Source organism: Brenneria alni (genome assembly GCF_003666245.1).
Taxonomy (GTDB): Bacteria; Pseudomonadota; Gammaproteobacteria; order Enterobacterales; family Enterobacteriaceae; genus Brenneria; species Brenneria alni.
The window spans coordinates 42,476-63,042 of sequence record NZ_MJLZ01000026.1; the positions used below are offsets into that span (position 1 = coordinate 42,476).

Sequence of the window (20,567 nt, forward strand, 5' to 3'; positions counted from 1 at the left end):
CGCTTAACAGCAGGCCACAGGACGTTACCAGGACTGGGTTGCCTTAAAGGTTTCGAGGATGCCTTTTAACTTACCCTCGATCTCATCGTTATAAGCGCCAGACTGGTCGATTTGTTGCAAAAGTTCGCCATACTCGCGGTCAGCATACGCCAGCAATGCCGCTTCAAAGCCACCGACTTTCGCTAGTTCAACGTCTTCCAGGTAACCGCGTTCCGCAGCAAACAGAACCAGAGACTGCTGCGCAACCGACATCGGCGCATACTGTTTCTGCTTGAGCAACTCGGTCACTTTCTGACCGTGGTTTAACTGCTTGCGTGTTGCATCATCCAGATCGGATGCAAACTGGGAGAACGCCGCCAGTTCACGATACTGCGCCAGCGCGGTACGAATGCCACCGGACAGTTTTTTCATGATCTTGGTCTGTGCGGCACCCCCTACGCGGGATACGGAAATCCCTGGGTTAACCGCAGGACGGATACCGGCATTGAACAGGTTGGATTCCAGGAAGATCTGACCATCGGTAATAGAGATTACGTTGGTCGGAACGAACGCAGAAACGTCCCCCGCCTGAGTTTCGATAATCGGCAGCGCAGTCAGTGAACCGGTTTTTCCTTTTACTTCACCCTTGGTGAATGCTTCAACGTAGTCAACGTTTACACGCGCAGCACGTTCCAGCAGACGGGAATGGAGATAGAAAACGTCACCCGGATAGGCTTCACGACCTGGTGGACGACGAAGCAACAGAGAAATCTGACGATAAGCAACGGCCTGTTTAGACAGATCATCATAAATAATCAGCGCATCTTCACCACGGTCACGGAAATATTCCCCCATGGCACATCCGGCATAGGGCGCCAGATATTGTAGTGCGGCAGATTCAGACGCGGTAGCCACCACCACAATGGTGTTTTCCAGCGCGCCATGCTCTTCCAGTTTCCGCACCACGTTGGAAATGGTGGACGCTTTCTGACCGATTGCGACATAAACGCACTTAATGCCGGAATTACGCTGGTTGATGATGGCATCGATGGCCAGTGCCGTTTTACCGGTCTGACGGTCGCCGATGATCAGTTCACGCTGACCACGACCGATGGGGATCATGGCATCGACAGATTTATAACCGGTCTGAACCGGTTCATCGACGGATTGACGCTCGATAACGCCTGGCGCAATCGCTTCAACAGCGGAAAAACCATCGTGATCCAGCGGGCCTTTACCGTCAATCGGGGCGCCCAGCGTGTTAACAACACGACCCAGCAGGCCGCGGCCAACGGGTACTTCAAGAATACGACCGGTGCATTTTACTTTCATGCCCTCGGCCAGATCCGTATACGGCCCCATCACTACCGCACCAACGGAGTCACGCTCCAGGTTCAATGCAATCGCGTAACGGTTGCCTGGCAGGGAAATCATCTCCCCCTGCATAACATCGGCAAGACCATGAACACGGATGATCCCGTCGCTGACGGAAACAATAGTACCTTCATTGTGAGCTTCGCTCACCACATTGAACTGAGCAATGCGCTGCTTGATCAGTTCGCTGATTTCGGTGGAATTCAGTTGCATGCTCCAGTCCCCTTAAGACTGCAAGACGTCTGCCAGACGTTCCAGACGACCGCGAATGCTGCCATCTATCACCATATCGCCCGCGCGTATTACCACGCCAGCCATGACAGACTTATCAATTTTGCAATTCAGCTTCACTTTGCGTGACAGACGTTGTTCCATTGCAGCAGCTATCTTCGATAACTGCTGCTCACTCAACGTACTGGCAGAAACAACATCGACATCAACTGTCGATTCCTGCGCTGCCCGTAGTTGAATAAATTGTTCCAGTACTTCAGGAAGCACCAGTAAACGTCCGTTTTCAGCCATGACCTTAATCAGGTTCTGACCGGCTTCATCAAGTTGATCACCACAAACGGCAATAAACGTTTTCGCCAGTTCAATCGGTGCAATAGCACCAGAAAGCAGCTCGGCAATCTGTTCGTTACGCGTTACTTCAGCCGTAAATGCCAACATGTTCTGCCAGCGTTCAACGGCCTGATTCTCAACCGCAAAGTCAAAAGCTGCTTTGGCGTAGGGGCGAGCTACCGTGACAAATTCAGACATCAGCCCCTCCCTCCTTACAGTTCAGCGACCAGTTTATCAACGATGTCGCTGTTAGCAGCTTCATCCACGGAACGTTCAATAATTTTCTCGGCACCGGCAATAGCCAACATAGCGACTTGCTTACGCAACTCTTCACGAGCGCGTTTACGTTCAGCGTCAATTTCAGCCTGCGCCTGCGCCACAATTTTGTTACGTTCAGCTTCCGCTTCCACTTTAGCTTCGTCCAGGATTTGAGTACGACGTTTGTTCGCCTGCTCAATAATGACCTGTGCATCCGCTTTAGCTTTCTTCAGTTGATCCGTCGCATTGGCCTGCGCCAAGTTCAAATCTTTTTTGGCACGTTCAGCAGAAGCCAGACCGTCAGCAATTTCTTTCTGACGCTTCTCAATGGCAGCCATAATCGGCGGCCATACATACTTCATACAGAACCAGACAAACAGGACGAACGCAATGGCCTGGCCGAGGATTGTTGCATTAATATTCACAGCACAATACCTCTTTCAAAGTTAAATAAGTTGATGTTTCAACCCCAGCAGAAAACATTTCCGCTTAGGCCACCGCAAACATCACATACAGCCCCAGACCAACAGCAATCATCGGGATGGCGTCAACCAGACCCATTACGATAAAGAACTGTGTACGCAGCAGAGGAATCAGGTCAGGCTGACGAGCAGCGCCTTCCAAGAATTTACCACCCAGAATGCCGATACCGATCGCAGCACCGATTGCCGCCAAACCCATCATTAACGCGGCAGCCATGTACAGCAGATCCACACTCAGGTTTTCCATGACAGTCTCCAGTTTGTTTCAGTTAAAACGTTATTGTGTTGAAAGAAAATCAATGCTCTTCAGATGCCATCGAGAGATAAACAACCGTCAGAACCATGAAAATAAAAGCCTGAAGCGTAATGATCAAAATATGAAAAATGGCCCAGGGCACATTTAACAACCATTGTGACCACCACGGCAGCAAGCCGGCAATCAGGATGAAGATCAACTCACCCGCATACATGTTGCCAAACAGTCGCAAACCAAGAGAGATCGGTTTAGACAGCAGGCTGACACCTTCAAGAATCAGGTTGATAGGAATAAATACTGGATGGTTAAACGGCTGCATGGTCAGTTCTTTAACAAAACCACCCACACCTTTCATTTTAATGCTGTAGAACAGGACAAGAGCAAAAACGCCTAACGCCATGGACAACGTAATATTCACATCGGCAGATGGCACCACGCGTAGGTAAGCATGTGTCGGATCGTAACCCAAAATACTATAGATGCCCGCCCAGACTTGCGGCAGAAAATCGATTGGCAGCAGATCCATCAGGTTCATCAGAAACACCCAGACGAAAATGGTCAGAGCCAGGGGAGCGATCAGCTTGCTTTTGCCATGAAACATATCGCGTACGTTAGTATCAACAAAGCCGACTATCAGTTCGACAGCCGTTTGCAATTTACCCGGTACGCCGCTGGTCGCATTTTTGGCAACTCGACGGAAGATGAGCAGAAAGAGGATCCCAAGAGCGACAGAGAAAAACATCGAATCGATGTTGATCGACCAGAACCCCGTACCCACCTGTAAGTGTGTCAGGTGATGACCGATGTACTCTTGAGGAGTAGAGATTTCTCCTGATGCAGACATGATGTCTCTTACCCTTTTGTTGTTAATTACGGTAACGATTAATTACAGCCGGTGCCACTATCTGCGTAACCAGCACCGATAAATAAGTCAGACCAAGCGGAAAAAAAGCCGCATTGAACATCCCTAACGCCACCACCAACAGTCCAATGGTGATCAATACCTTAAGTGCCTCACCGATAGCAAATGACCAGGCAACACGCCCACCCGCAGGTTTGTGCGACTGGTGACGCAAGGCAAACAGCACAAACAAGACATTCGGCAACCAGGCTGCCAACCCTCCACCTAACGCGGAAACCCCGGCGTCAACGCTGTGAGCAGTGAAAACCACGCTCAACAGGGTAAAAGTGGCTAACTGCAACAACAATAACCGCAAAGCCGTTTTTCCGCTGTAAAGGGATACCGACATAACGCTTGCGCTCTCCGTACCTTCCCAGAGGTATGCTGAATGACGTATAAAACTGTCTTTATACCGTTGAGTCAAGCAGCAAAAAACGAGCAAATTATACGGCTCATGCCTGCGAATTCAATCGATAAGTAGAGAAAAGGTGAACAATTATTTAAATTTCATTCAGGACCTTCATTTTTGCTAACAAGCATAATTGCACCGAAGCGATGTAATTAATTTCTAAAGGTATCCAATGTGTGAGATGTCTCACATAAACGATTTCTTAACATCTTATAACGGATAAGGTTATTTTGTGTCTTTAGCAAAGAAAGCTATTTATATTATTTAAATTCAATTAGTTAAAAAGGAACATAGCAAAAACACCTGATATACACCTTTTAAACCATCTATTGACATTATTGATAGTATTTTTTCACTCAATTAACACAAAAAAGCGCCGAATTTTGGCGGTACGCATTTATTTTCGTCAGTGACTATTAATCATGAAAGCAAATCAACCACAAGAAAAACACGCCATATGTGAAATTTTAGTGATCATTAATCGCTAAACGACAAACGGTACGCCTGGAATGTGAAGAACCGTTAGCAAGATAATTAGTTATAATTTTTTTGATAAAACTCAAAATTAATTTGGTTTAAGCACAATCAAATGGCGCTCGGCTTCCAATTTCGGCACCGACAAACGAATAACCTGCTCCAACCCGACACCTTGTGGCAACGCAACAAATTCTTCTTCGGGCACGCCCCCCTTCAGGGCATAGAAACGACCATCAGGTCTGGCAGGAAGATGATGACACCAAGTAACCATATCCTGTAGCGAAGCAAAAGCGCGACTGATTACACCGTCAAAAGGTGGTTCAGCATCAAAATCTTCCACCCGACTTTGGACAGGAGTGACATTTTCAAGCTGTAATTCATGCTGAACCTGACGCAGAAAGCGAACGCGTTTTCCCAGGCTGTCAAGCAGTGTGAAATGCGATGCAGGACGCACTATCGCCAGCGGGATCCCCGGTAATCCCGGCCCGGTTCCCACATCAATGAAGCGTTGTCCCTGCAAATGAGATTCGACCACGATACTGTCCATAACATGTCTGATCAGCATCTGCTCAGGTTGGCGAACGGATGTCAGATTATAGGCTTTATTCCACTTATTCAGCATTTCAACATACTGTATTAATAAGTTTTTTTGCCCATCTGAAATCACAATACCGGCAGTTTTCAGCAGATTATCGAGAGCATTGTGCACAATAAGATCCTGGAATTATTGATTAAATCAAAAAATAGTCGGCCTTAAATATCCCTATAGCAGCCACTCCCACTTTGGCTCAGGCGCTGCGGCGCAGCAGGCCTTGCTTTTTCAGCCATACCAGAAGAATTGAAATCGCCGCTGGGGTAATGCCGGAAATACGTGAGGCCTGGCCGATCGAACCGGGTTTGTGATCGTTAAGTTTGGCAATCACTTCATTGGACAGACCGTTGACATGACGATAATCAAGATCAGCGGGCAACAGCGTATTCTCGTTACGCAGTTGCTTCTCAATTTCATCCTGTTGACGGGCGATGTAACCTTCGTATTTGACCTGAATTTCAACCTGTTCTGCAGCCTGTTCGTTGGTTAGCGCTGGCGCAAATAACGGCAGAGCGGTGAGCTTGACATAATCCACCTCGGGGCGACGCAGCAGCTCCTCGCCGTTTGCTTCACGGGAGAGCGGTGTTTTCAGCAAGGCATTGACCTGCTCCAGCTGATCCGACTGCGGATGAACCCGGATATCACGTAAACGCTGACGTTCTTTCTCGATGCTTTCCAGCTTCTCATTAAAGCAAGCCCAGCGATGATCATCCACCATGCCCAGCTCACGGCCAATTTCAGTCAGGCGCAGGTCGGCATTATCTTCCCGTAGCATCAGGCGGTATTCGGCACGGGAAGTAAACATGCGGTAGGGTTCTTTGGTTCCCAGCGTACAGAGGTCATCCACCAGCACGCCCAGATAAGCCTGATCGCGGCGTGGCGCCCAACCTTCCTGTTCAAATGCCAGACGCGCCGCATTCAAACCAGCCAGCATTCCCTGAGCAGCGGCTTCTTCATAGCCAGTGGTGCCGTTAATCTGACCGGCAAAAAACAGTCCGTGGATAAACTTGTTCTCCAGCGTGATTTTCAGATCCCGTGGATCAAAGAAATCATACTCAATGGCATAGCCAGGACGGACAATACGAGCATTTTCCATCCCGGTCATAGAGCGCACAATTTGCCACTGCACGTCAAACGGCAGACTGGTTGAAATACCGTTGGGGTAAATTTCGTTACTGGTTAGCCCTTCAGGCTCCAGGAAGATCTGGTGCGAATTCCGATCGGCAAAACGCATTACCTTATCTTCGATCGAAGGACAATAGCGAGGGCCGATCCCTTCAATGATCCCGGCATACATCGGGCTGCGATCCAGATTATTGCGGATCACTTCATGTGTTTTTTCATTGGTATGAGTGATATAGCACGGCATTTGGGCCGGATGCTGGCTTGCCTGTCCCAGGAATGAAAATACCGGCATGGGAGTGTCGCCATGCTGCTGAGTCAATAGGCTGAAATCAATGGTTCTGGCGTCGATGCGCGGTGGAGTACCGGTTTTAAGACGATTAACGCGCAACGGCAATTCACGCAGTCGCCGCGCCAGAGGAATGGAAGGCGGATCGCCAGCACGTCCGCCGCTGTAATTATCCAGACCAATATGAATTTTTCCATCGAGAAAAGTCCCGACGGTCAACACCACAGCTTTCGCACGGAATGTCAACCCCATTTGGGTAACCGCACCCACGACACGATCGTTTTCAACGATAAGATCGTCAACAGCCTGTTGAAAGATCATCAGGTTAGGCTGGTTTTCCAGTGCGATACGAATAGCCTGACGATAAAGCACACGATCCGCCTGTGCTCGTGTAGCACGTACCGCAGGGCCTTTACTGATGTTTAGTATCCTAAACTGAATGCCTGCCTGATCGACCGCACGGGCCATTAACCCACCCATAGCATCGATCTCTTTAACCAGATGGCCTTTTCCAATACCACCAATCGCCGGGTTACAAGACATTTGTCCCAGCGTATCAATATTGTGCGTCAGCAAAAGGGTTTGTCGTCCCATACGGGCTGAAGCCATTGCCGCTTCTGTACCGGCATGACCTCCACCGATCACGATGACGTCAAAAGGATCTGGATAAAACATGGTACTGCTCCTCGCATTGTTGCGAATGAATTGCGAACGATCGTTATTTGCCCTGGGGTGGGGGATTCTACTCAACTTTAGGCAAACGACCAAGCGCGTTGGATCGTGGCTAATTAAAGAAAGATCTTTTTATTTAAAGATCTCTTTATTAGATCTCTTATTAGGATCGTTCATTTGTGTGGATAAGTGATTATTCGTATTAAGGATCAAAGGGTTAATGACGATCATTAGCTGTGAATGATCAGTGATCCTGCATCGTATAAGCTGGGATCTTAATGGCTAGTTATACACAGGCGGAAAAACAATCAGTGGTTGTTATTGGGATAACTACTGCTTTTACACCTGAATTAAGCCTACTTATACACATTCAACAGCTGATTATTTCACCTTATTTGAGTAAATATATCCAAGATCCTAGCCATTCCTCCGCCGGATCTTCCGGAATTTCGTGCTGGGTGATGTCGATCTGCAGAATGTCGCCGATCCTTTTTGCACCGCATTGGCTTAACACCTGATCCACTGTAATGATCGCACCACAAAAGGTATCGTATTCTTTACTGCCAATGCCTACCGCGCCGAAACGCACTTGAGAAAGATCGGGTTTGCGCTCTTTAAGCTGTTCAAACAAAGGTTGCAGGTTGCCTGGAAGTTCACCGGCGCCATGAGTTGATGTGATCACCAGCCATAAACCGCTACCCGGCAGTTCATCCAACTCAGGGCCGTGCAGCATCTCTGTGGAGAAGTTTTCCTTTTCCAGCAGTTCGGCTAAATGTTCCGCTACGTATTCTGCGCTGCCCAAGGTACTGCCGCTGATTAGCGTAATGTCTGCCATACACCATTCCACCAGATAAAAGACAGGCCATTGTACGCTGTGATCAGCCTGGGATCTACCTGTGGATAATAGGGGTATAGGAAAAAAGACTAAGGTGCGATCGTCCGCATGATGGGGTTTTGCAGCGAGATCAGTGTTTCTGTGGACTGAATTTCATCAATTGTTTGGATCTTGTTGATAAGTACATGTTGCAGGGCGTCGATTGAGCGGCACATGACCTTAATGAAAATGCTGTAATGCCCGGTCGTGTAATAGGCTTCCACTACTTCTTCCAGGCTATTTAGTTTTTCCAGTGCAGAGGGATAGTCTTTAGCGCTTTTCAAAATGATGCCGATAAAGCAACAGACGTCATACCCCAGTTGTTTCGGACTTACATCCAGACGCGTGCCGATGATGATCCCCGCCTGTTTCATTTTTTCTACCCGCACATGAATGGTTCCCGGGCTGACGGAAAATTGTTTTGCCAGTTCGGCATAGGGGGTGCGGGCATTTTCCATTAACGCTGAAAGGATGCCGCGATCGAGATTATCGATCTGATAGGTTTCCGCCACGTTTTCTCCCTTTTTCATTTACCGTCGTTAATAAGATGATGGGCTAAGATTATCCATGTTGCCAGCGCCGCATTAAGCGGCTTTTTAATCCGGTATCAAAGCGCCAGATATGGTCGAAAATGCGCATAATACCGGGTTTGCCGTGATCGGACATCGCTACGGCATGAAAACGCTGCTGTAGCTGCTTCTGGCGCTGTTTGACTTTGTTGATCAACTCATCGGGCAGGCGTTGGGCGATAAAATCTGAAATGACGACAGCATCGGCATCATGCCATAGCCTGTCATCCATTTTATCCAGCAGCGCGGATAAGCAAGCGCTCAGATCGGTTCCGCCGCGAAATGCCTGGCTGAGAAAGCGCACGGCCTGTTCTAGCCCGTCAGCCGTGGTTAGTTCATATCTAACAATGCCGGTTGAAAAAAGCATGATGTAACAACGGCGATTATCCGCCAGGGCAATACGCAATAGCGCCAGACAGAAAGCCTTGGCGCAGCGCTCGTTAAACCCGCCCATTGATCCTGATGTATCAACGCAGACAATGAACGGCCCGCGCGGCAGTTGCTCATTCTGTTGGTGGATAACCGGCCGCTCGGTAGTTTTTTCGCGCCAGTTTTCCCCTTGTAAACGGTAGGTCAGCAGACGGCGTTCCAATAGCCGGCGATAGAATTCGTATTCCAGCTCAGTTATGCTCATCGCCGCCAGTTCTGCTGGCAATAAGCGCAGTATATCGTCACTCTGGTGTATACCACTGACCTGTTCAGGAACGGTTGCGGGTTCATGAACCATTACGCTGAATGCTTCTTTTGGCGCATCCTGGCTGGGGATGGATCTTGTCTCTCGACTGCGTCCTAAACGCTCGGCCAATCGTTGCAATGCTGGCTGGCGTTGCAGGAAAGCGCCAAAATCCAGCAGGATTTGGTGGTCAGTTTGAATGCATTTCCCGGCACTGAGATCCCACAATCGCCCCGCAGCATTGTCATTTTCAGCCAGAATGGGTTCCAGCTTGCCGCTCAGTTTAAGGCGCTGCTGTAATTCATCCAGCAGGATCTCCCTTTCCTGTTCCATTATCTGATGGTGCAGGGAAACCGTTTGCAGCGTCAGACTTAACCGCCAGCGTTGTAGAAACAGTGAGTGTAATCCACTGCTGATTTTTTGCCCTAAAGTGCGCTCAGGTTGATGTATAAGCTGGTAGGCTTGCGTCAGGAATGGCGATTCAACGGTGTTTAGCATCTCCATTATTCGTGGCAGGCGAGTATGAAACGCCTGATTGTCCACCACCTGAGAGCGTTGATAACAGTTGAATTCCGTTTCCAGTTCTGGCGGTGCCTGAGTATTGCGTAAGCGCTGTTTTAAGGTTTCTTTCCAGTCGGGAAGATCATTAAGCAGCGCTGATTTGAGGTTGGGGTATTTTTCAAAAAAAATAGCCAACTGCGGCGTAGCCAAAAGTGTTACCACCAGATCGTCCAGTAGTTCGTTTTCGTCTATCGACAACAGCACTTCCAGTGACTCCAGCGTGATCATAGGCGTTTAATCCTGCTCTGATAGCTGAATCTGTTCTGCAACGTGTTGCAGACTGGCTTCAATTTTCGCCAGCCATGCTCCGGGAACGAACAGGCAAGGCTGGTGCTGACTGAATAACCGTCGTTGTTCACGCAGTTGAATACTCAGATTGTCATATTCATCAGTGAGTTCGGCCGGTAGCGTGCAGTCACGTTTTTCAGGCAGAGAAAGAATCGAAGATTGCAGGCTGATATCACGGATAGTCAGGCGATGCCGATCATCCACCACCAGATCCAGACGCTGGGTAAAGCCGATACTATTCAGTTTTCCACGTATTTCGCCACCTTTTCGTAACCAGCTTTGTAGCGCATTTTTATCAATAGTCAGGTGAGTGACTTCAATATCGTTGAGGATTAGCGAACGTTGCAGTACCAGGTTAAGTGAATCCGCAGTTAGCGATTCCGGTAAGGAGTAATGGAATTTACGGCCTAAAAATGTCCCGTGCTTTTCCACGCAAAATGCCTGTAGCTCGCTTTGTTGTATTTGATATTGCTGACGTTTTACGTTCAGATGTTGTAGGCGAAACAGCAGGTTCTGTTGCTGATAGGCTTGCTCTGTTATCAGTTGTTCAAGCTGCTGCTCTATCAGTATTAGTGTGTCTGCGTCGTGCCAGAGGCAGTCTTTCAGCAAAATGATATCTACCGGGGTGATGGTTTCCCGCCCGCTGAAAAAAGCACAGGCCTGAAGTAAACGTAGGGCTTTTTTCCAGCGTCTGTCGGAAACATAAGGCGCCTGTTCCTGGGTATCCAACCGCTGGCGTAGTTGAAAAATCAATTCAAAACAATTTTCCGGTAGTGAAACCCGATCAATCTCGCCTTGCCATTGTTGGTATTCTTCATCACTGACGCTGATGGAAGGGCTGACAGGGTTGTCGCGATCGCCGCCGTTATTTATCAGTAAGGCGCGGAAATTCTGTTTTTCCTGAACCCGATCGAGCCACAAACGAATGAGCATTCGGTCATAAAGGGCTTCCAGACTGCTGTCTGCTTCGGGTAATTCATTGGATGCAGTGACCAGAAGGCGCATTGGTATGGGGTCTTCGCTGTTGCCGTTGCGAAAACGACGTTCATTAATGGCTGTCAGTAAGGTATTTAAAATGGCGGGGCCCGCTTTCCAGATTTCATCCAGAAAGACAATCTCCGCTTCCGGCAGGTAACCCTCGGTTAATCGCTGATAACGGCCTTCATCCTTTAATGCCTGAATAGACAACGGACCGAATACTTCTTCGGGGGTGGAAAAGCGAGTCATCAGGTATTCAAACGCATTCGCATGGCGAAAGGCGAATTTAAGACGCCTGGCGATCATGCTTTTTGCAATACCCGGCGGGCCCAGCAGAAAAACGCTTTCTCCACTTAATGCGGCCAATAAACACAATCGGATGGCATGTTGTCGTTCATAAAGGCCATGCTCAAGCGCGTTACTGAGGCGCGAAATTCTGTCAGCCAAAGCGGCGGATTGGAGCATAATTAATCAATCATTCCCGTGGTTTCGTTTGCAAAAAACAATAGTAATAATAAACGGCAGATCACAGATTTTTATTAGTGCGGAAGAACGGATTATTGGCACTTCCGGGCTGGTTAATCAATAAACGACTTTTTACAGGATGTTTCTTACCCGATATAAAAATAGTTTTTTACCCTTAATTGTCATACTGTGCTTCTTTGGGCGAGCAGTAGCGGAAAACCGCGATTCGCTAATAGATTGATAAAAGAAGATAAGTTTATGATTTCAGAGCATAAACGTTCGCTTTCGGCCACCACGCTGGCAGCGATAGGGGTGGTTTATGGGGATATAGGAACCAGCCCGCTTTATACCCTAAGAGAGTGTTTATCCGGGCAGTTTGGTTTTGGTGTTGAACCCGACTCGGTATTTGGTTTTCTTTCTTTGATCTTTTGGTTATTGGTTCTTGTTGTGTCGCTTAAGTACCTTACCTATGTCATGCGAGCCGATAATGCCGGAGAAGGCGGGATACTCACGCTTATGTCGCTGGCCGGGCGAAATACCTCTGACCGGATGACTTCGGCGTTAGTCATTATGGGATTGATTGGCGGCAGTTTCTTTTATGGTGAAGTGGTGATCACACCAGCCATATCGGTGATGTCGGCGATGGAAGGGATGGAAATCGCCGCGCCGTCCATGGATAACTATGTTGTCCCCCTGTCCATTATTGTTCTGACGTTACTGTTTATGATCCAAAAACGTGGCACCGGCAGCGTGGGGAAATTGTTTGCACCGGTTATGCTGGCTTGGTTTGTTACACTGGCGATATTGGGGGCCCGTAGCATTATGGCTTACCCACAGGTGCTGCAGGCACTGAATCCCATATGGGCCATCCACTTTTTTGCCGAATATAAAATGGTGTCGTTTTTTGCGCTGGGTGCGGTTGTACTGGCCATTACCGGCGTAGAGGCGCTGTATGCGGATATGGGGCATTTCGGCAAGTTTCCTATTCGTCTTGCCTGGTTTATCGTGGTGCTCCCGTCGCTGGTGCTGAACTATTTTGGTCAGGGCGCCCTATTGCTTAAAAATCCCGAGGCGATTAAAAATCCTTTCTTTCTGCTGGCGCCCGGTTGGGCGCTGATACCGTTAATGGTACTGGCCACACTGGCGACGATTATTGCTTCACAGGCGGTAATTTCCGGTGTGTTTTCACTCACTCGTCAGGCTGTTCGTCTTGGCTATCTTCCCCCCATGCGCATTGTGCACACCTCGGATATGGAGTCGGGCCAGATTTATATCCCGGTAATTAACTGGCTGTTATATATCGCAGTGGTGATCGTGATCGTCAGCTTTGAACATTCGAGTAATCTAGCGGCTGCGTATGGTATTGCCGTAACGGGAACGATGGTGTTAACCAGTATTCTGTTCTGCACCGTGGCAATGAAAAACTGGCATTGGCCCCGTTATCTGGTGTGGGTATTGCTTACGGGACTGCTGCTTATTGATGTGCCGATGTTTTTAGCCAATATGGTTAAAATTTTTTCCGGTGGCTGGTTACCGCTGGCGTTGGGGATGGTGATGTTTATCATCATGACCACCTGGAAAAGCGAACGTTTCAGATTATTACGTCGGCTGAATGAACATGGTAATTCACTGGATGCCATGATTGTTTCGCTGGAAAAATCGCCTCCGCTGAGAGTGCCTGGCACGGCGGTTTACCTGTCACGTGTGACGCACGTTATCCCCTTTGCCCTGTTGCATAACCTAAAACATAACAAGATATTGCATGAACGGGTGGTGCTGTTAACCATGCGAAATGAAGATGCGCCTTACGTGCTCAATGCCCGCCGGGTGACAGTTGAGCAACTCTCGCCAACGTTCTGGCGGGTCATTGCCAACTATGGCTGGCGTGAAACTCCTAACGTAGAAGAAGTATTTCACCGCTGCTGGCAGGATGGGTTGGCCTGTCAAATGATGGAAACCTCATTTTTTATGTCCAACGAATCGCTGACGATGGGCAAACGCCCCTGGTATCTGCGACTACGCGGCAAGCTGTTTATGATGCTTAGTCGTAATGCTCTGCGGGCGGCCGATCAGTTTGAAATTCCACCCAACAGGCTGATTGAACTTGGCATTCAGGTGGAAATTTAATTCGTTTAGGGCCAGATTTTCCAGGCCTTTATCAACTCACTGAAACTTTCAATCCACCAGCTTGCTGGTATGCAAGTATTACTTGCATACCAGACTTAATCTGTCGTTATTCTCTCTATAACAGAAGATCCCCAGTTTCTATTCGTTATGGAATTTATCTCGCCATACGCTGGCAGGTTTTACCACCGGCTAACGAAACGTTTCGATAACGATCACATTTTCATCGCGTCCTCTTTGCTCTTTCACGTTGTCTTTTTCTAAAATGATTATCAGCGAAACGTTTCGCTGGCGGAGTAAAGAGATGAAAAAAGCGGTATTACTGAATTCTGAGATTTCTTGCGTTATTTCCCGGTTGGGGCATACCGACCAGATAGTAATTTGTGATGCGGGCTTGCCTATTGCTGACACCACAACCCGAGTCGATCTGGCATTGACGCACAATGTACCTGCTTTTTTGCAGGTAGTGGATGTGGTAACCAGTGAGATGCAGGTAGAAGCCGCCATTCTGGCGCAAGAGATGGTGGAAAAAAATCCAATACTCCATGGCGCGTTACTCGATCAATTAAAACAACTTGAGCTACAACAGGGAAACTCAATTGAATTGCATTATGTCAGCCACGAAGATTTTAAGATCCAAAGCGGAAAAAGCCGGGCCATCATTCGCAGCGGAGAGTGTTCCCCGTATGCCAATGTCATCCTTTGTGCGGGTGTAACGTTCTGAGGCATCAATGCAACCTTTACTGCAACTGCAAGGTATTAATAAGGCTTTTCCCGGCGTTAAGGCGCTTTCCGGTGCGGCATTAAATGTTTATCCGGGCAAAGTCATGGCGCTGGTGGGCGAGAATGGCGCAGGTAAATCCACCATGATGAAAGTGTTGACCGGTATTTACAATAAAGACGCCGGCAGCATGCATTTCCTGGGACATGAAGTGGACTTCAACGGCCCTAAAGCCTCACAGGAAGCGGGGATTGGCATTATTCATCAAGAGCTTAATCTGATCCCCCAACTGACGATTGCGGAAAATATTTTCCTCGGTCGTGAATTTACCCATCGTTTTGGTCGCATTGACTGGAAAAAGATGTATGAGGAATCGGACAAGCTGTTGAAACGTCTGAACTTGCGTTATGAAAGCCGACGTACGGTGGGTGAACTGTCGATTGGCGATCAGCAGATGGTGGAGATTGCCAAAGTACTGAGCTTTGAATCGAAAGTCATCATCATGGATGAGCCTACTGATGCCCTGACCGATACCGAAACCGCATCATTATTCAGCGTGATTAAAGAGCTGCGGGCCCAGGGGCGCGGCATTGTTTACATTTCTCACCGGCTGAAAGAAATCTTTGAAATATGCGACGACGTCACTGTGCTCCGTGACGGTCAGTTTATCGGTGAATGTCCGGTTGGCGTGTTGCAGGAAGACAAGCTCATTGAAATGATGGTGGGGCGCAAACTTGAAGAACAATATCCACGGCTGAATCAAGCGCCGGGAAGCGTTCGCCTGCTGGTGAAAAATCTTTCCGGGCCGGGCGTTGATGACGTCAGTTTTACCGTCCGCAAAGGGGAAATTCTTGGCGTGGCGGGGTTAATGGGGGCCGGTCGTACCGAATTAATGAAGATCCTTTACGGCGCACTGCCGCGAACGAGTGGCTATGTGGCGCTGGATGGTCGTGAAGTGGTGGCCCGCAGTCCACAGGACGGCCTGGCAAACGGCATTGTTTATATTTCTGAAGACCGGAAACGTGATGGGCTGATATTAGGCATGTCGGTCAAAGAGAACATGTCATTAACCGCACTGCGTTACTTCAGCCGCCGTGGCGGGCAACTCAAACATCCTGAAGAGCAACTGGCCGTCGGCGATTTTATCCGTCTGTTTAATATCAAAACCCCGTCTATGGAACAGCCCATCGGGTTGTTATCCGGGGGCAACCAGCAAAAAGTGGCGATCGCCCGTGGGTTAATGACCCGCCCTAAAGTGCTGATCCTTGATGAACCTACTCGCGGTGTCGATGTTGGGGCGAAGAAAGAGATTTATCAACTAATCAACCAGTTCAAGCAAGAAGGGCTGAGTATTATTTTGGTTTCATCCGAAATGCCCGAAGTATTGGGAATGAGCGATCGTATCATTGTGATGCATGAAGGTCGTTTAAGCGGTGAGTTCCCGATTGAGCAAGCAACCCAGGAAGCGCTGATGACAGCGGCCATTGGTAAGCAATACGGCGTAAAGCAGGAGTAAGTCAGACATGAGTTCCCAATCTATTACGGCAAAACGCTGGTTCAGTAAAGAGTGGCTATTGGAGCAGAAATCGCTGATTGCCTTACTGATCCTCATTGCAATTGTTTCCGCCATGAGCCCTAACTTTTTCACTCTCAATAATTTGTTCAATATTCTCCAGCAAACGTCGGTGAACGCCATAATGGCGGTGGGGATGACGCTGGTCATTCTTACCTCTGGTATCGATCTTTCCGTTGGCTCTTTACTGGCGCTGACAGGCGCGGTTGCCGCCTCGATTGTCGGTCTTGAGGTTAATGCGCTGTTCGCGGTTTTTGGGGCATTGGCATTAGGGGCGATTATCGGCGCTGGCACCGGGGTCATTGTTGCCAAAGGAAAGGTTCAGGCGTTCATCGCCACACTGGTCATGATGTTGTTACTGCGTGGCGTCACGATGGTTTATACCAATGGTAGCCCCGTCAACACCGGCTTTTCCGATGCAGCAGACGCCTTTGGCTGGTTCGGTATTGGCCGTCCCTTAGGTATCCCGACGCCTATCTGGATTATGTTCATCGTCTTTGCGGCAGCCTGGTACATGCTGCACCACACACGATTAGGCCGTTACATATATGCGCTGGGCGGGAATGAGTCCGCCACCCGGTTGTCTGGCATCAGCGTTGATAAAATTAAAATCATTGTCTATTCCCTGTGTGGGTTGTTATCCGCACTGGCGGGAATTATCGAAGTGGCTCGCTTATCGTCGGCTCAACCTACCGCAGGGACAGGCTACGAGCTTGATGCTATCGCCGCCGTTGTGTTGGGGGGCACCAGCCTGGCCGGCGGCAAAGGACGTATTATCGGTACGCTGATTGGCGCACTAATACTTGGGTTCCTCAACAATGGGCTGAATTTGTTAGGTGTTTCTTCTTACTACCAGATGATCGTCAAAGCAGTCGTCATTTTGCTGGCGGTTTTGGTAGATAACAAAAGTAGTAAATAACCTTTACTCACACAGGAATTGAGCTATGAATATGAAAAAACTGGCGACTCTGGTTTCTGCTGTTGCGCTGAGTGCGACAGTTAGTGGAACAGCATTAGCCAAAGATACGATTGCCCTGGTGGTATCAACATTGAATAACCCGTTCTTTGTGTCAATGAAAGAGGGGGCGCAGAAGGAAGCTGACAAACTGGGATATAACCTGGTGGTGTTGGATTCTCAGAATAACCCGGCTAAAGAGTTGGCTAACGTTCAAGACCTGACGGTTCGCGGTACTAAAGTGTTGCTGATTAACCCAACCGACTCCGATGCGGTAGGTAACGCTATCAAGCTGGCTAATCAGGCGAAAATCCCGGTGATTACCCTCGATCGCGTGGCCAGCAGTGGTGAAGTTATCAGCCACGTGGCTTCTGATAATGCCTTTGGCGGTAAAGTTGCGGGCGATTTCATTGCCCAAAAAGCAGGTGAAGGCGCCAGGATCATCCAGCTTGAAGGGATTGCCGGAACCTCTGCGGCGCGTGAGCGTGGAGCGGGCTTTATGAAATCTGCTGAAAAGAACAAATTCAAAATCCTGGCCAGCCAACCTGCTGACTTCGATCGAACCAAAGGTCTGAACGTTATGCAGAACCTATTGACTGCACATCCTGATGTGCAAGCGGTCTTTGCTCAGAATGACGAAATGGCGCTAGGCGCACTGCGTGCGCTGCAAACCGCAGGTAAAACCGATGTACTGGTAGTGGGGTTTGACGGCACGGAAGACGGCGTGAAAGCTGTTGAGTCAGGCAAACTGGCGGCAACGGTCGCGCAGCGTCCCGAACAGATTGGCGTTATCGGTGTAGAAACGGCGGATAAGGTGCTGAAAGGTGAGAAAATACAAGCCATTATTCCGGTCGATCTGAAGTTGATAACAAAATAATCAAAATAAAGAAAAGCAGGGCGAGCGCCACCGCATCAGCGGTGGCGCATAATAAACATGTTGGGATTCAGCATAATGAAAACGGGTAAGCTGGTGGTGCTGGGCAGTATTAATGCTGACCATATTCTCAATCTGGAACAATTTCCCCGTCCGGGTGAAACGGTGATTGGTAAACAATATCGTGTCGCTTTCGGCGGAAAGGGCGCCAATCAGGCGGTAGCGGCTGGCAGGAGTGGTGCGGATATCTCATTTATTGCCTGTGTCGGCGATGATGATATCGGGGCGCGCATTCGCCAACAGTTATCCGATGACAGAATTGATGTCTCTGCGGTTGAAGTTGTTACTAATGAAACGACCGGCGTGGCCTTGATTTTTGTAAACGGCGTGGCGGAGAATATGATCGCGATTAATGCTGGTGCAAATGCAGCCGTTACGCCTGACTATCTAAGTCGTCATCAACAACAGATTATTGATGCCTCTGCGCTGCTTATGCAGTTGGAGTCACCGCTGGAAACCGTTATTACGGCAGCCAGACTGGCGCATGAAAATAACACTCAGGTTATTCTTAACCCGGCGCCCGCTTGTGAACTGCCCGATGAATTGTTGTCGCTGGTCGATATGATTACGCCTAATGAAACTGAAGCTCAGTGCCTGACGGGTATTACCGTAGAGACAGAAGAAGATGCTGCTCGCGCTGCGCAGGTATTGCACGATAAAGGTATTGCTACCGTTTTGATCACATTAGGTAGCCGAGGCGTCTGGCTGAGTGAAAAAGGTCATGGGCGACGTATTCCTGGTTATCAGGTTCAGGCGGTGGACACCATTGCCGCAGGGGATACGTTCAACGGTGCTCTGGTAACGGCGAGACTGGAGAATCAATCGATGTTATCAGCGGTTAAGTTTGCACACGCCGCCGCCGCGATTGCCGTCACCCGTCCGGGCGCTCAACCTTCTGTACCGTGGCGTGAAGAGATAGATGCTTTCTTGCAAGCTCAGGGGTGATCTTTGACAACCATGAAAGACGTCGCCCGTTTAGCGGGTGTTTCCACCTCTACGGTTTCTCACGTTATCAATAATAACCGCTTTGTCAGCGATACCATCCGCGACAAAGTGATGGTGGCCGTTGAACAACTAAATTACGCGCCGTCGGCGCTGGCCAGAAGTCTTAAAATAAATCAGACTCAAACCATCGGTATGTTGCTCACTGCCAGCAATAACCCGTTTTACGCCGAGGTGGTACGAGGTGTTGAACGGTGTTGCTATGAAAGAGGCTACAGCTTGATTCTGTGTAATACCGAAGGCGACCCCGATCGGATGAGCCGCAGTCTGGAAACCTTGCTGCAAAAGCGCGTTGATGGCGTACTGCTGATGTGTACCGAGAGCCATCGACCTTTACCTGATATGGTTAACCGTTACCCTTCTGTGCCGATGGTGATGATGGACTGGTCGCCATTTGAGGAGGGTATCGACGTTATTAAAGATAACTCCCTGGTGGGCGGTGAAATGGCAACGAATTACCTCATTTCCCGTGGTTACCGGAAAATAGCCTGTATTGCAGGTCCCAAAGACAAAACCACTGCTTATAACCGGCTTGAAGGGTATCGTCAGGCCATGCAACGTGCAGGATTACCGGTTCCGGCTGATTATGAAATATTTGGCGACTTCGAATTTGAAACCGGCTATCGGGCGATGCAGCAGTTGCTGGCGCTGGATGAGCGGCCTCATGCGGTCTTTACTGGCAATGATGCAATGGCTGTTGGCGTTTACCATGCACTATATCAGGCTGGGCTGTCGATACCTCAGGATATGGCCGTGATTGGGTACGATGATATTGAACTGGCCCGCTATATGTCTCCCCCGCTGACAACCATTCATCAACCTAAAGATGAACTTGGCGAATTAGCCGTCGATACATTACTTCACCGTCTGGAGCATCCCGACACTGAACCGAATATTCTGGTACTGACGCCAGAGTTAATGGTTCGTCAGTCTGTTGGGTAACGCGCTTCGCCAACGAGTTCGGGCAACTAGCGCCGAAAAAAAGCGCATTCAACCACTTTTTTGCATTTACCCCTTGTAAGCTGCCGTGAAGTCCCTATAATGCGCCACCACTGACCCGGCAACGGCGCTTGCGCGGTTGTGATGGCAGCAGGAAGTCAGGCATTAATCACTTGACTTCACAGCGGAAATGCATAGACTATGCGGCCCGCGCCACAGCGTAATGTGGCACTGCTCTTTAACAATTTAATCAGACAATCTGTGTGGGCACTCACAAGACGGTATCGGCAAACGATATAAGAAAGTCTTGAAGAGTGACTGACAGTAAATTCATTACGAATAAACAGTTGATAATTCTTTGAGCACAGCTATTAAGTTAGCGAATCAAACAAATCTTAAATTGAAGAGTTTGATCATGGCTCAGATTGAACGCTGGCGGCAGGCCTAACACATGCAAGTCGGGCGGTAGCACAGGGGAGCTTGCTTCCTGGGTGACGAGCGGCGGACGGGTGAGTAAAGTCTGGGAAACTGCCTGATGG

Annotated in this window: 19 protein-coding genes and 1 rRNA gene; 8 read left to right on the forward strand and 12 right to left on the reverse strand. The window is 48.9% G+C overall.

Annotated features, from left to right (window positions below; all coding sequences use genetic code 11):
* Window positions 1-24: 24 nt before the first annotated feature.
* The 12 genes from atpA to ravA all read right to left on the reverse strand — a co-directional run bounded on the left by atpA (window position 25) and on the right by ravA (window position 11,780).
* Window positions 25-1,566 carry a F0F1 ATP synthase subunit alpha gene (gene atpA, locus BIY29_RS12495; protein ID WP_121575450.1) on the reverse strand — a complete coding sequence of 514 codons (1,542 nt, stop codon included), beginning with the start codon at window positions 1,564-1,566 and terminating at the stop codon, window positions 25-27.
* Window positions 1,567-1,578: 12 nt separating this feature from the next.
* Window positions 1,579-2,112, reverse strand: a complete 534-nt coding sequence (gene atpH, locus BIY29_RS12500; protein WP_121575451.1) for a F0F1 ATP synthase subunit delta — start codon at window positions 2,110-2,112, stop codon at window positions 1,579-1,581.
* A gap of 14 nt (window positions 2,113-2,126) precedes the next feature.
* Window positions 2,127-2,597, reverse strand: a complete 471-nt coding sequence (gene atpF / locus BIY29_RS12505; protein ID WP_121575452.1) for a F0F1 ATP synthase subunit B — start codon at window positions 2,595-2,597, stop codon at window positions 2,127-2,129.
* A 64-nt stretch (window positions 2,598-2,661) separates the two neighbouring features.
* On the reverse strand, window positions 2,662-2,901 hold the full coding sequence (gene atpE, locus BIY29_RS12510; RefSeq protein WP_005976545.1) for a F0F1 ATP synthase subunit C: 240 nt from the start codon (window positions 2,899-2,901) through the stop codon (window positions 2,662-2,664).
* 49 nt (window positions 2,902-2,950) lie between these two features.
* Window positions 2,951-3,754, reverse strand: a complete 804-nt coding sequence (gene atpB / locus BIY29_RS12515; protein ID WP_121575453.1) for a F0F1 ATP synthase subunit A — start codon at window positions 3,752-3,754, stop codon at window positions 2,951-2,953.
* Window positions 3,755-3,776: 22 nt separating this feature from the next.
* Window positions 3,777-4,160, reverse strand: coding sequence for a F0F1 ATP synthase subunit I (atpI, locus tag BIY29_RS12520; protein ID WP_121575454.1), 384 nt, complete (start codon window positions 4,158-4,160; stop codon window positions 3,777-3,779).
* Between the two features lie 625 nt (window positions 4,161-4,785).
* Window positions 4,786-5,406, reverse strand: coding sequence for a 16S rRNA (guanine(527)-N(7))-methyltransferase RsmG (gene rsmG / locus BIY29_RS12525; protein ID WP_121575455.1), 621 nt, complete (start codon window positions 5,404-5,406; stop codon window positions 4,786-4,788).
* Between the two features lie 79 nt (window positions 5,407-5,485).
* Entirely contained in the window at window positions 5,486-7,375 is a 1,890-nt protein-coding gene (gene mnmG / locus BIY29_RS12530; protein ID WP_121575456.1) for a tRNA uridine-5-carboxymethylaminomethyl(34) synthesis enzyme MnmG, read from the reverse strand.
* Window positions 7,376-7,763: 388 nt separating this feature from the next.
* Window positions 7,764-8,207, reverse strand: a complete 444-nt coding sequence (mioC, locus tag BIY29_RS12535; RefSeq protein WP_121575457.1) for an FMN-binding protein MioC — start codon at window positions 8,205-8,207, stop codon at window positions 7,764-7,766.
* 89 nt (window positions 8,208-8,296) lie between these two features.
* Window positions 8,297-8,776, reverse strand: coding sequence for a transcriptional regulator AsnC (gene asnC, locus BIY29_RS12540; protein ID WP_205680337.1), 480 nt, complete (start codon window positions 8,774-8,776; stop codon window positions 8,297-8,299).
* A gap of 31 nt (window positions 8,777-8,807) precedes the next feature.
* Window positions 8,808-10,277 (reverse strand): ATPase RavA stimulator ViaA, encoded by a 1,470-nt coding sequence (gene viaA, locus BIY29_RS12545; protein WP_121575458.1) that lies wholly within the window; start codon window positions 10,275-10,277, stop codon window positions 8,808-8,810.
* Window positions 10,278-10,283: 6 nt separating this feature from the next.
* Entirely contained in the window at window positions 10,284-11,780 is a 1,497-nt protein-coding gene (ravA, locus tag BIY29_RS12550) for an ATPase RavA (protein WP_121575459.1), read from the reverse strand.
* Between the two features lie 258 nt (window positions 11,781-12,038).
* Between ravA and kup the strand changes: the two genes are divergently transcribed.
* From kup to BIY29_RS12590, 8 genes are all read left to right on the forward strand, one after another.
* On the forward strand, window positions 12,039-13,907 hold the full coding sequence (gene kup / locus BIY29_RS12555) for a low affinity potassium transporter Kup (RefSeq protein ID WP_121575460.1): 1,869 nt from the start codon (window positions 12,039-12,041) through the stop codon (window positions 13,905-13,907).
* Between the two features lie 301 nt (window positions 13,908-14,208).
* The gene (gene rbsD, locus BIY29_RS12560) at window positions 14,209-14,628 is read left to right on the forward strand and encodes a D-ribose pyranase (RefSeq protein WP_121575461.1); all 420 of its coding nucleotides are present in this window, start codon (window positions 14,209-14,211) and stop codon (window positions 14,626-14,628) included.
* 7 nt (window positions 14,629-14,635) lie between these two features.
* Window positions 14,636-16,141, forward strand: a complete 1,506-nt coding sequence (gene rbsA / locus BIY29_RS12565) for a ribose ABC transporter ATP-binding protein RbsA (RefSeq protein WP_121575462.1) — start codon at window positions 14,636-14,638, stop codon at window positions 16,139-16,141.
* Window positions 16,142-16,148: 7 nt separating this feature from the next.
* A complete protein-coding gene (gene rbsC, locus BIY29_RS12570) occupies window positions 16,149-17,117 on the forward strand; it encodes a ribose ABC transporter permease (protein ID WP_121575463.1) in 969 nt (322 codons plus the stop codon).
* Between the two features lie 25 nt (window positions 17,118-17,142).
* Window positions 17,143-18,030 (forward strand): ribose ABC transporter substrate-binding protein RbsB, encoded by an 888-nt coding sequence (gene rbsB / locus BIY29_RS12575; RefSeq protein WP_121575464.1) that lies wholly within the window; start codon window positions 17,143-17,145, stop codon window positions 18,028-18,030.
* Between the two features lie 75 nt (window positions 18,031-18,105).
* Window positions 18,106-19,032, forward strand: coding sequence for a ribokinase (gene rbsK, locus BIY29_RS12580; protein WP_121575468.1), 927 nt, complete (start codon window positions 18,106-18,108; stop codon window positions 19,030-19,032).
* 3 nt (window positions 19,033-19,035) lie between these two features.
* Entirely contained in the window at window positions 19,036-20,031 is a 996-nt protein-coding gene (gene rbsR, locus BIY29_RS12585; RefSeq protein ID WP_205680338.1) for a ribose operon transcriptional repressor RbsR, read from the forward strand.
* A gap of 394 nt (window positions 20,032-20,425) precedes the next feature.
* Window positions 20,426-20,567: ribosomal RNA gene (locus tag BIY29_RS12590) — 16S ribosomal RNA — on the forward strand; the annotation flags it as partial.

Coding starts and splice junctions, on each gene's coding strand:
- atpE (WP_005976545.1), bottom strand. CDS start 2,901: ATGGAAAACCTGAGTGTGGATCTGCTGTACATGGCTGCCGCGTTAATG.
- rbsC (WP_121575463.1), top strand. CDS start 16,149: ATGAGTTCCCAATCTATTACGGCAAAACGCTGGTTCAGTAAAGAGTGG.
- mnmG (WP_121575456.1), bottom strand. CDS start 7,375: ATGTTTTATCCAGATCCTTTTGACGTCATCGTGATCGGTGGAGGTCAT.
- kup (WP_121575460.1), top strand. CDS start 12,039: ATGATTTCAGAGCATAAACGTTCGCTTTCGGCCACCACGCTGGCAGCG.
- atpB (WP_121575453.1), bottom strand. CDS start 3,754: ATGTCTGCATCAGGAGAAATCTCTACTCCTCAAGAGTACATCGGTCAT.
- viaA (WP_121575458.1), bottom strand. CDS start 10,277: ATGATCACGCTGGAGTCACTGGAAGTGCTGTTGTCGATAGACGAAAAC.
- atpI (WP_121575454.1), bottom strand. CDS start 4,160: ATGTCGGTATCCCTTTACAGCGGAAAAACGGCTTTGCGGTTATTGTTG.
- atpA (WP_121575450.1), bottom strand. CDS start 1,566: ATGCAACTGAATTCCACCGAAATCAGCGAACTGATCAAGCAGCGCATT.
- rbsA (WP_121575462.1), top strand. CDS start 14,636: ATGCAACCTTTACTGCAACTGCAAGGTATTAATAAGGCTTTTCCCGGC.
- asnC (WP_205680337.1), bottom strand. CDS start 8,776: ATGAAAAAGGGAGAAAACGTGGCGGAAACCTATCAGATCGATAATCTC.
- rbsB (WP_121575464.1), top strand. CDS start 17,143: ATGAATATGAAAAAACTGGCGACTCTGGTTTCTGCTGTTGCGCTGAGT.
- mioC (WP_121575457.1), bottom strand. CDS start 8,207: ATGGCAGACATTACGCTAATCAGCGGCAGTACCTTGGGCAGCGCAGAA.
- atpH (WP_121575451.1), bottom strand. CDS start 2,112: ATGTCTGAATTTGTCACGGTAGCTCGCCCCTACGCCAAAGCAGCTTTT.
- rbsK (WP_121575468.1), top strand. CDS start 18,106: ATGAAAACGGGTAAGCTGGTGGTGCTGGGCAGTATTAATGCTGACCAT.
- ravA (WP_121575459.1), bottom strand. CDS start 11,780: ATGCTCCAATCCGCCGCTTTGGCTGACAGAATTTCGCGCCTCAGTAAC.
- rbsD (WP_121575461.1), top strand. CDS start 14,209: ATGAAAAAAGCGGTATTACTGAATTCTGAGATTTCTTGCGTTATTTCC.